The organism is Saccharomonospora halophila 8, from assembly GCF_000383775.1.
Classification (GTDB): domain Bacteria; phylum Actinomycetota; class Actinomycetes; order Mycobacteriales; family Pseudonocardiaceae; genus Saccharomonospora; species Saccharomonospora halophila.
Genome location: NZ_KB912570.1, coordinates 12,851 through 23,048, shown reverse-complemented (window position 1 = coordinate 23,048; position 10,198 = coordinate 12,851). Strand labels below are relative to the sequence as shown.

Here is a 10,198-nt window from a genome sequence, read left to right as displayed (position 1 = left end):
CGGCCCCGGTCGGCGGCGGCGCCGTCCAGCAGTCCGTCGGTCACGGCGGAGCGCGCCTGCCCCGCACGCCGTCGGTGTCCAGCGCGTCGAGCGGCAGGCCCTCGGCCAACCGCAGTTCGAGCATCACCCGTTCGAGATACCGGTCGTCGTCGGTGAGGGTCTCGTGGCCCGCCACCGGCAGGTGCCCCCCGGCCAGGGTGGCGGTGTAGCGGGCGGGATGCTTGACGTTCCAGAAGCGCGTGCCGTCGACGTGGCTGTGCGCGCCGGGGCCCGCGCCCCACCAGTCGCCGCCGCGCCAGTAGCCGAGGTTGTGCAGGCACCGCGCCTTCTCGGAGGCCGCCCAGTTGGACACCTCGTACCAGCGCAGCCCCGCCTCCGCCAGCCGGCGGTCGATCAGTTCGTAGTCGGCGGCGAGGACGTCGTCGTCCGGGGCGGGCAGTTCACCCCGCCGCACCCGGCGGGCCAGTGCGGTACCCTCCTCCACGATCAGCGAGTAGGCGGAGATGTGGTCCACCCCCGCGGACAGCACCGCGTCCAGCGTCGCCCGCAGGTCCTCGGTGCGCTCACCCGGTGTGCCGTAGATGAGGTCGAGGCTGACGTGCTCGAAGCCCGCCGCGCGCGCCTCGCGGGCCGCGGCCGTGGCACGTCCCGGGGTGTGTGTGCGGTCCAGCACGGCCAGCACGTGCGGGGCCGCCGACTGCATCCCCAGCGACACCCGCGTGTAACCGGCCTCGCGCAGCCCGGCGAAGAAGCCGGGCGAGGTGGACTCGGGATTCGACTCGGTGGTCACCTCGGCGTCGTCGGCCAGGCCGACCGAGGAGCGCACCGCGTCGAGCACCGCGCCGAGCCCGTCCGCCCCGAGCAGGGACGGCGTGCCCCCACCGACGAAAACGGTGTCCGCGGGTGGCGGGTGCCCGAGCGTGTCGGCGGCGAGGTCGAGTTCGGCACGCACCCCGTCCAGCCAGGACGACGTCGACGCGGCCGAGCCGAGCTCACCCGCGGTGTAGGTGTTGAAGTCGCAGTAGCCGCACCGGGTGGCGCAGAACGGCACGTGCACGTACACCCCGAACGGCCGCCGCCCCGGCCCGCGCACCACCCCCACCGGCAACCCGGACGACACCTCACTCGCGACACCCACCCCACCAGTGTGGCATTGACCGTGAAGGGCACTTTCCCTGCGTGTGACGCAGCGAATGTGCCCCTCGCTGCACTCGACGCAGGGAAAGTGCCCTTCACGGCACAGCCCGGGTGAGCAGGTCCGCCAACGGGGTGAGCTCCGGCAGGCCCTCCGGGGTGTGGTCGAGGAGGGGCAGGGACAGCGGTGGGGGGTCCGGGAAGCGGGTCTCCAGTTCGGCGCGGATCGCCTGCTGGGTGTCGAGCCGCCGGGACCCGGGGCCGGTGGTGTCGGCGTCGAGGACCCGGTTGATCAGGACCGTGCCGAGGCGCAGACCGCCGTCGGTGAGGGTGTCGGCGGCGCGCAGGGTCTCCGCAAGCGGCAGCCGTTCCGGAACGACGACGAGGTGGACCAGGGCCCGCTCCCGCAGTTGGGCGGCCATCCACTCCACCCGCTCGCGCCGCCGGTGCAACCGGGACAGCAGCGGGTCGGGGCCGGGGTCGCCGCCCACACCGGTGTCCGCGGACAGCCCCGCCACCAGGCGGTCGACGTCGCGTGCCTTCTCCCGCTGCCGTGCCAGGCCCTCGATCCACGGGGTGAGCAGTGCGGGCAGACCGAGCAGCCGCACCATGTGCCCGGTCGGCGCGCTGTCCACGACCAGGGAATCCCAGTCGGTGCCCACCTGCCCGGCCAGGTCGGCCAGCCGGTCGAGCAGGGCCGACTCCACCGTGCCCGGACTGTCCGTGGCACGGGCCAGGTGCCGTTCCACGGCGGGCAACACCTCCCGCGGCACGACGTGCCGGGCGTCCTCGGCGACCTCGGCGACCCGGCGGTGGGCCTGCGCCTCGCCGCTGATCTCGACCGCCCACAGGTCGCGGTCCACCCGCGTCGGACGCTCGGACAACGACACCTCCAGCACGTCGCCGAGCGAGTGCGCGGGGTCGGTCGAGGCCACCAGCGTGCGCTCCCCCCGGCGGGCCCGGGCGAGGGCGAACGCGGCGGCGACGGTGGTCTTGCCGACGCCGCCCTTGCCGCCGAAGAACCGGATCAACAGCACACCCCGGGATCGCCGAACGTCTCGCGCCCCATCCTGCGGTGCCACTCGTGCAGATCCGCCACCAGGTACGGGAGCAGGTCCAGGGTCTCGTAGGCGACCGGGTTGTCCACGCCGAGCGAATCGAGCAGCACCAGCGCCCGGAACGTGTCCTGCTCGGTCCGCGCCCGCCGCCGCAGGTCGCGGCGCCACCGGGCGACGAACAGCGCGTCGTGTGCCGCCTCCGCCCGCCGCCAGGCGGAGACCAGCCGGTCGCGCAGGCTCACCGCTCGGGTTCCGGCTCCGGTTCGGGCCGCGGCTCGGGCGCCGGATTGTCGTCCCGGCTCGCCCAGGCGCGACGCAACGCCATCGCCGCCTCGACGATCAGCCAGATCGCCAGCACGAAGATGATCGCGTCCAGCGGCGCGAGCACCCACTGGCCCTCCCGCACGAAGGTGCCGAGGTTGATCACCAGCGCCCAGGTCGTCATGACCAGCAGGAACACCAGCGGCACCAGCACGGCGACGGGGTTGCGGCGCCTGCGGGTCACCCAGACCGCGATCACCGCGAGGCCCAGGCCCGCCGTCAGCTGGTTGGTGGTGCCGAACAGCTGCCACAGCACGCCGAAGGTGTAGCCGTCCTCGCCCCCGCCGGGCAGCAGCGCCATCACCAGCGGCACGAGCACCGCGATGCCGGTGGCCAGGGTGATGTTGCGGGCCACGGTCCGCGCCCCGGAGATCTCGGCGATCTCCTGGACGATGTAGCGCTGCAACCGCACCCCGGTGTCCATCGTCGTGGCGGCGAAGCTGATGACCACGATCGACGCGAAGACGATCCCCACCGCGGCGGGCACACCCAGGTTGCCCGCGAACGCCGCGACGCCCTCCACGAAGTTCGACGTGGCCGAACCGGACGCGGACCCGAAGTCCGCGTAGGCGGCGTTCCAGGCGTCCGTGGTGGCGAACAGCCCGGCGGTGCAGGCGAGGATCGACGCGACCGCCAGCGAGCCCTCGCCGACCGCGCCGAAGTAGCCGACGTAGCGCGCGTCGGGTTCCTTGTCGAGCTGCTTCGCCGTCGTCCCGGAGGCCACCAGGCTGTGGAACCCGGAGATCGCCCCGCAGGCGATCGTGATGAACAGCAGCGGGAACCAGCTCGGTGAGCCCTCCGGGGTGTCGTTGAACGCGGGGGCCACGATCGTGTCCATCCCGACGACCACACCGAGCCCGATCACGCCGAGGGCGATGAACAGCTGGTGCGAGTTGATGTAGTCGCGCGGTTGCAGCAACACCCATACCGGGATGCGGGAGGCGACGAACGTGTAGGCGAACAGCAGCAGCACCCAGATGTTGCGCTCGGTGAACAGCCCGTCTGCCGCCGCGATGCCCTCCAACGACAGCGGCAGCGCCCGGCCCAGCAGGATCGAGGTGTACAGCAGGACGACGCCGACGATCGAGGGCAGCAGGGCCGCACTGCGGGTGCGGTAGACGTACTGCCCGATTCCGATCGCGATCGGGATCTGCAGCAGGATCGGCAGGACCGCCTCGGGGTAGGCCACGAACAGGTTCGCGATCACCACCGCGAACACGGCGTTCACCAGGGTCAGCAGGAAGAAGATGATCAGCAGGAACAGCGTGCGCGCCCGCCGGTTGATCACCTCCTGGGCCAGGGTGCCGATGCTCTTGGCGCGGTGCCGGACGGACACGGCCAGCGCACCGAAGTCGTGCACGCCCGCCGCGAAGACCGTGCCGAGCACGACCCAGGCCAGCGCGGGACCCCAGCCCCAGAAGACCGCGATCGCGGGCCCGACGATCGGCGCGGCACCCGCGACCGAGGTGAAGTGGTGCCCGAAGAGCACGTGCTTGTTCGTCGGCACGAAGTCGATCCCGTCGCGCATGCTGTGCGCGGGGGTGACGAACGCGGGGTCGAGGGCGTAGACCTTTCTGGCCAGGTACGAGGAATAGTACCGGTACCCGAGGTAGAACAGGACGGCCACGAACGCGACCACCACGATGGCAGGCATCACACTCACTCCCCGGTACACCTTGAGGGGCCCGACGATGTCGAGCGAGCACGGTAACAGGCCGGTGACGGACGGGTAAGGGTTCACGATGGACGAGTTCGGACCGTTATGGGGGCGCGCGATCACGGCGGAGCTGTGCTGGCTGGACACCGACGGCACGCCGCGCGCGCTCGCGACCACCCCCCTGCTGGACCGCGGGGTGCCCTGCGTGGCACTGCCGTACTCGCGGGCGGCCGAGGTGGCGGGGCTGCGCCGCGCGGGACGGGCGGGGTTCGTCGTGACGGACTCCCGGTCGGTGCCCGACGGGGAATCCGGGCTGGGGTGCACGGCGACCGTCGAGGTGATCGACGACACCGAGGGTGACCTGTTCACGGTGGAGCTGCTGGGCCAGGAGCTGCGCAAGTACCCGCCGTCCCGCGCGCTCGCGGACAGCCCGCTGCTGTGCCGGGAGAACTGGTGGTGGCTGCCGCGTATCGTCGTCCGGCTCACCGGCATCCCGCGCACGGTGCCGCTGACGGTGCGGACCGATCCCACCCGGCACGCTCTGCTGGTCCGTCCCGGGGAGGACGGCCCGCGAGCGGCCACCGTCACCGTGCCCGGAGCCGACGGCGGGAACTCCGCCGACGACAAGGCCGCACCCGGCCCGGCCGTGCCGCTGCGCCCGCTCGGGGGAGGTCGGCTGCACGGCGACGGGACGGACGCACTGGTGTTCGGCCACGACTACTCGATCCCCGACCTGGAACGCTGGGAGACGTGGGCACTCGCGGGCACACTGCGGGACGACGGGCTCGTTCCGGACCATCGGCGGGGCGCACCGGACGCCGAGCTCGCCCCGCTGGGGCTGTGGCAGCGGATCCGCGCACAACACCGCCTGGCCTCCCGGTGCAAGCGGGGCATTGTGGCAGCCGCAAAGCACCGGTGAGGTCGGCTTCCCAGCATGCGGGCACACCTGGACGGGCCCGCCCCGGACTGGGACCGTTTCCTCCGTGAGTTCAGCGGGAGTGTCCCTCGTCGTGCGGCGCCACGTCGACTATCTGCGCGTCTCCAGCTGCCTCTGCCGGCGCTGACCCGCGCGCCGTCCACTCTTCTCTTCTCCGGACGCCGGCGCCGACGTACGGCGAGCCGAACTCCCCGCCCACGGGCTCCCGTCGCGTCGCGGCGCCGGGTGCGGACCACCCCGTTCCCTGGAGGACATCGATGGCCCCGAACACAGGCAGCCCCACGAAACCCCGGCGGCGACGCGGCGAGGGCCAGTGGGCCCTGGGCCACCGCGAGCCGCTCAACCCGAACGAACGATCCAAGAAGGACGGCCCGCCGCTGGACGTCCGGGCCCGGATCGAGAACATCTACGCCCCGGGCGGGTTCGACTCGATCGACCCGGGCGATCTGCGCGGCCGGTTCCGCTGGCTCGGCCTCTACACCCAGCGCAGACCCGGGATCGACGGCGGCAGGACCGCCACGCTCACCCCCGAGGAGCTCGACGACCGGTACTTCATGCTGCGCGTGCGTATCGACGGGGGCGCGCTGACCACCGGGCAGCTGGCCCTGCTCGGGGAGTTGTCCCGGACCTATGCCGCCGACACCGCCGACATCACCGACCGGCAGAACATCCAGTACCACTGGATCCGCATCGAGGACGTGCCCACGATCTGGCGCAGGCTGGAGGACGCGGGCCTGACCACCATGGAGGCCTGCGGCGACAGCCCCCGGGTGATCCTCGGCTCCCCCGTCGCGGGCATCGCCGCCGACGAGATCGTGGACGGCACCCCCGCGATCGAGGAGATCCACCGCCGCTACGTCGGTGCCCCCGAGTTCGCCAACCTGCCCCGCAAGTTTAAGACCGCGATCTCCGGACAGCCCGACGTCGCGCACGAGATCCACGACGTCGCCTTCGTCGGGGTGGAACACCCCGAGCACGGTCCCGGGTTCGACCTGTGGGTCGGCGGGGGCCTGTCCACCAACCCGATGCTCGGCGTGCGGCTGGGCGCGTGGGTGCCCCGGGACGAGGTCCCGGACGTCTGGGCGGGCGTGGTCGGTGTCTTCCGGGACTACGGCTACCGGCGGCTGCGCTCTCGGGCCCGGTTGAAGTTCCTGATCAAGGACTGGGGGCCGGAGCGGTTCCGGGAGGTCCTGGAGACCGAGTACCTGCACCGCGGGCTCGTCGACGGCCCCGCCCCACGGGTTCCCGAGGCCCCGGTCGACCACGTCGGGGTGCACCGCCAGACCGACGGGAACTTCTACGTCGGCGCGGCCCCGGTGGCCGGTCGGACGTCCGGGTCGATGCTGCTCGCGGCGGCCCGGGCCGCCGAACGCGCGGGCTCGTCCCGCGTCCGGCTGACACCACAGCAGAAGCTCGTCGTGCTGGACGTGCCCGGTTCCGAGGTCGAGGGGCTGCGCGCCGCGCTGGCCGACGCCGAGCTGCACGCCGCCCCGTCGTCCTGGCGGCGCAGCGTCATGGCGTGCACCGGGATCGAGTTCTGCAAGCTCGCCATCGTCGAGACCAAGCAACGGGCGGCCGATCTGGTGGTCGACCTGGAGAAGCGGCTCGCCGACCTGCAGGACGGACTGGACAACCCGGTCAGTGTCCACCTCAACGGCTGCCCGAACTCCTGCGCCCGCATCCAGGTCGCCGACATCGGGTTGAAGGGACAGATCGTCACCGACGCCGAGGGCAGGCAGGTCGAGGGCTTCCAGGTGCATCTCGGTGGTGGCCTCGGTGCCGACGCGGGCTTCGGCCGTAAACTACGCGGGCACAAGGTCACCGCCGCCGAGCTGACCGAGTACGTGGAACGCGTCGTCCGCAATTACCACGCGGGCCGGGCCGACGGCGAACGGTTCGCCCGGTGGGCCGCTCGGGCGGAGGAGGCTGAGCTGAGGTGAGCGAGTCGGCGACCGGGCGGTCCGCACCGCTGCACTGCCCGTACTGTGGCGACGAGGATCTTCGACCGGAGGGGGAGACGGGCTGGATGTGTGCCGCGTGCCGGAGGGTGTTCTCGGTGACGTTACTCGGTCTCTCGATCCCGGAGGTGACACCGTGAGCGGGTCCCGGACACCCGAACAGCTCCAGGCCCTGGCGACCGGGGCGGCACGACGGCTGGCCGACGCGACGGCGGAGCAGGCACTGCGCTGGGCGGTCGAGGAGTTCGGCGACGATCTGATCGTCGCCTCGAACATGCAGGACGCGGTCCTGATCGACGTGGCCACCCGGGTCAAACCGGATGTCGACGTGCTGTTCCTGCAGACCGGATACCACTTCGCCGAGACCCTCGGCACCCGCGACGCGGTGGCCGCCACCTACCCGGACATCCGGGTGGTCGAGGCCCACCCGGAGCAGACCGTCGCCGAGCAGGACGCCGAGCACGGCCCGAAGCTGCACGACCGTGACCCGAACCGCTGCTGCCACCTGCGGAAGGTGCTGCCGCTGCGCGCGACGCTGGCGGACTACTCGTGCTGGGTCACCGGCGTCCGGCGGGTCGACGCCCCCACCCGGGCCGACACCCCGATCGTGACCTGGGACGAGCGCAACGGACTCGTCAAGGTCAATCCCCTCGCGGCCTGGACGGACGAGGAGTTCGACGACTACGCCGACCGGCACGGGATCCTCCGGAACCCGCTCGTGGCCGAGGGATACCTCTCGATCGGGTGCGCGCCGTGTACCGCGAAGGTGGCGCCGGGGGCCGACCCGCGCAGCGGCCGCTGGGCGGGTTCGGCGAAGACCGAGTGCGGCCTGCACGCCTGAACCTGTCGGACGAACCGACGCGCGTCGAGGAAGGGACGTCATGACCATTGCGCAGTCCGCGGCCGACGCGGCCAGGGACCACCTGGCCGCACTCGAGTCGGAGGCGGTGCACATCTTCCGCGAGGTCGCGGGCGAGTTCGACCGCCCCGTGATCCTGTTCTCCGGGGGCAAGGACTCCACACTGCTGCTGCACCTGGCCATCAAGGCGTTCCACCCGGCGCCGGTGCCGTTCCCGCTGCTGCACGTGGACACCGGGCACAACTTCGACGAGGTCCTCCGGTTCCGGGACCACGTCGTCGAGAAGTACGGCCTGCGGCTGATCGTGGCCCGGGTACAGGACTACCTGGACGACGGTCGACTGACCGAACGCCCGGACGGCACCCGCAACCCGCTGCAGACCCAGCCGTTGCTGGACGCCATCGCGGACAACCGGTTCGACGCCGTGTTCGGCGGCGGCAGGCGGGACGAGGAGCGGGCCCGGGCCAAGGAGCGCATCTTCAGTCTGCGCAACGCCTTCGGCCAGTGGGACCCGCGCAGGCAGCGGCCCGAACTGTGGAACCTCTACAACGGCAGGCACCGCGCCGGTGAGCACGTGCGCGTGTTCCCGCTGTCCAACTGGACCGAGGCGGACGTGTGGAACTACATCGCCCGTGAGCGCGTCGAGCTGCCGTCGATCTATTACGCGCACACCCGCCCGGTGTTCCGCCGGGACGGGATGTGGCTCACCGAGGGACCGTGGGGCGGGCCACGGGAGGGCGAGGAGGTCCACGAACTGACGGTGCGCTACCGCACCGTCGGCGACGGGTCATGCACGGGCGCGGTCGAGTCGGACGCCGCCACGGTCGAGGAGGTCGTCGCCGAGGTCCTCGCCAGCAGGCTCACCGAACGCGGGGCCACCCGCGCCGACGACCGGCTCTCCGAAGCCGCCATGGAGGACCGTAAGCGGGAGGGGTACTTCTGATGTCGAGCCTGCTCAGGCTGGCCACCGCGGGTAGCGTGGACGACGGCAAGTCGACGCTGGTGGGACGGCTGCTCTACGACACCAAGTCGGTCCTGGCCGACCAGCTCGACGCCGTGCAGCGCGCGAGCGTCGACAAGGGACTGTCCACACCGGATCTCTCGTTGCTCGTCGACGGGTTGCGTTCGGAACGTGAGCAGGGCATCACGATCGACGTGGCCTACCGCTACTTCGCCACTCCGCAGCGCAGCTTCGTCCTCGCCGACACCCCCGGGCACGTGCAGTACACCCGCAACACCGTCACCGGCGCCTCCACGGCGCAGCTCGCGGTGCTGCTGGTGGACGCCCGCAACGGCGTGGTGGAACAGACGAAACGGCACGCGGCCGCGCTCGCGCTGCTGGGTGTGCCCCGCCTGGTTCTGGCGGTGAACAAGGTCGACCTCCTCGGCTACGACGAGGCCGCGTTCACCGTGATCGCCAAGGAGTTCGCCGCGCACGCGACCTCGCTGGGCTACGCCGAGGGATCGGTGCTGACGGTGCCGGTGTCGGCGCTGCACGGGGACAACGTCGCCACCCGTTCGGCGAACACGCCGTGGTACGAGGGGCCGACGCTGCTGGAGCACCTGGAGACCGTGCCGGTGGCGCCCGATCCGCACGAGGCTGCGTTCCGGTTCCCGGTGCAGTACGTGATCCGCCCGCGCACCGCCGAGCATCCGGACTACCGCGGCTACGCGGGGCAGATCGCCGCGGGCACGGTGCGGCCGGGTGACGAGGTGGCCGTGCTGCCGGAAGGTCTGCGCAGCACCGTGGAGCGGGTGGACACCCCGGACGGCCCGGTGGCGGAGGCCGGGGCGGGCGCCTCGGTCACCGTCCTGCTGCGCGACGACCTGGACATCGGCCGCGGCGACCTGCTCGCCTCGGCCGAGCACCGCCCCGGCGTGACCGACGAGCTGACCGCCACCCTGTGCTGGTTGTCCACCAAGGCCCTCGAACCCGGTACGAAGGTCCTCGTCAAGCACGGCACCCGCACGGTGCAGGCGATCGTCGACGAGCTCGTCTCCCGGTTCGACGAACAGGCACTGTCCACGGTGGATGATCCGGAAAGGCTGGAGCTGAACGAGATCGGCGGTGTGCGGCTGCGGCTGGCCGAACAGCTGGCGGTGGACCACTACGCCGACAGCCCCCGCACCGGCGCGTTCCTGGTGCTCGACCCGGGCAGCGGGGACACCCTCGCGGCCGGGCTCGTCGGGGAACGGTTCCGTGCTTTCGCGGGCGGTGCCTGACGGCCCGGGGTCGCCGGGCGTCGGCGGCCCCGCACTCGTGGCGGTGGCCCA

9 protein-coding genes and 1 pseudogene are annotated in these 10,198 nt (G+C 72.0%); 6 read left to right on the top strand and 4 right to left on the bottom strand.

Translation table 11 applies throughout. The annotated features are described in order from the left end of the window. The 4 genes and pseudogenes from hemW to SACHA_RS0116290 all read right to left on the bottom strand — a co-directional run. A pseudogene (hemW, locus tag SACHA_RS22630) lies at positions 1 to 1,138 on the bottom strand (radical SAM family heme chaperone HemW); the annotation flags it as partial. Positions 1,139 to 1,232: 94 nt separating this feature from the next. Further along, on the bottom strand, positions 1,233 to 2,171 hold the full coding sequence (locus SACHA_RS0116300) for an ArsA family ATPase (protein WP_019811452.1): 939 nt from the start codon (positions 2,169 to 2,171) through the stop codon (positions 1,233 to 1,235). Next, positions 2,162 to 2,434 carry a cory-CC-star protein gene (locus tag SACHA_RS0116295; RefSeq protein ID WP_019811450.1) on the bottom strand — a complete coding sequence of 91 codons (273 nt, stop codon included), beginning with the start codon at positions 2,432 to 2,434 and terminating at the stop codon, positions 2,162 to 2,164. Before SACHA_RS0116295 ends, SACHA_RS0116300 begins: the two co-directional genes overlap by 10 nt. After that, the gene (locus SACHA_RS0116290; RefSeq protein ID WP_028663262.1) at positions 2,431 to 4,167 is read right to left on the bottom strand and encodes a carbon starvation CstA family protein; all 1,737 of its coding nucleotides are present in this window, start codon (positions 4,165 to 4,167) and stop codon (positions 2,431 to 2,433) included. The genes SACHA_RS0116295 and SACHA_RS0116290 overlap by 4 nt, the downstream gene beginning before the upstream one ends. A gap of 88 nt (positions 4,168 to 4,255) precedes the next feature. Here SACHA_RS0116290 and SACHA_RS0116285 point away from each other — a divergent pair, with 88 nt between their 5' ends. From SACHA_RS0116285 to SACHA_RS0116260, 6 genes are all read left to right on the top strand, one after another. Beyond that, positions 4,256 to 5,089, top strand: a complete 834-nt coding sequence (locus SACHA_RS0116285; protein WP_019811446.1) for a hypothetical protein — start codon at positions 4,256 to 4,258, stop codon at positions 5,087 to 5,089. Positions 5,090 to 5,364: 275 nt separating this feature from the next. Beyond that, positions 5,365 to 7,047: a nitrite/sulfite reductase gene (locus SACHA_RS0116280; protein ID WP_019811444.1), complete on the top strand. Its 1,683-nt coding sequence runs from the start codon at positions 5,365 to 5,367 to the stop codon at positions 7,045 to 7,047. Continuing rightward, complete coding sequence (locus tag SACHA_RS26280) at positions 7,044 to 7,205, top strand: hypothetical protein (protein ID WP_019811442.1); 162 nt, start codon at positions 7,044 to 7,046, stop codon at positions 7,203 to 7,205. Before SACHA_RS0116280 ends, SACHA_RS26280 begins: the two co-directional genes overlap by 4 nt. Beyond that, complete coding sequence (locus SACHA_RS0116270; RefSeq protein WP_019811440.1) at positions 7,202 to 7,906, top strand: phosphoadenylyl-sulfate reductase; 705 nt, start codon at positions 7,202 to 7,204, stop codon at positions 7,904 to 7,906. The genes SACHA_RS26280 and SACHA_RS0116270 overlap by 4 nt, the downstream gene beginning before the upstream one ends. Before the next feature lie 40 nt (positions 7,907 to 7,946). Then, positions 7,947 to 8,867 (top strand): sulfate adenylyltransferase subunit CysD, encoded by a 921-nt coding sequence (cysD, locus tag SACHA_RS0116265; protein ID WP_019811438.1) that lies wholly within the window; start codon positions 7,947 to 7,949, stop codon positions 8,865 to 8,867. Continuing rightward, positions 8,867 to 10,147 (top strand): sulfate adenylyltransferase subunit 1, encoded by a 1,281-nt coding sequence (locus tag SACHA_RS0116260; RefSeq protein WP_019811436.1) that lies wholly within the window; start codon positions 8,867 to 8,869, stop codon positions 10,145 to 10,147. The genes cysD and SACHA_RS0116260 overlap by 1 nt, the downstream gene beginning before the upstream one ends. Positions 10,148 to 10,198 lie beyond the last annotated feature (51 nt).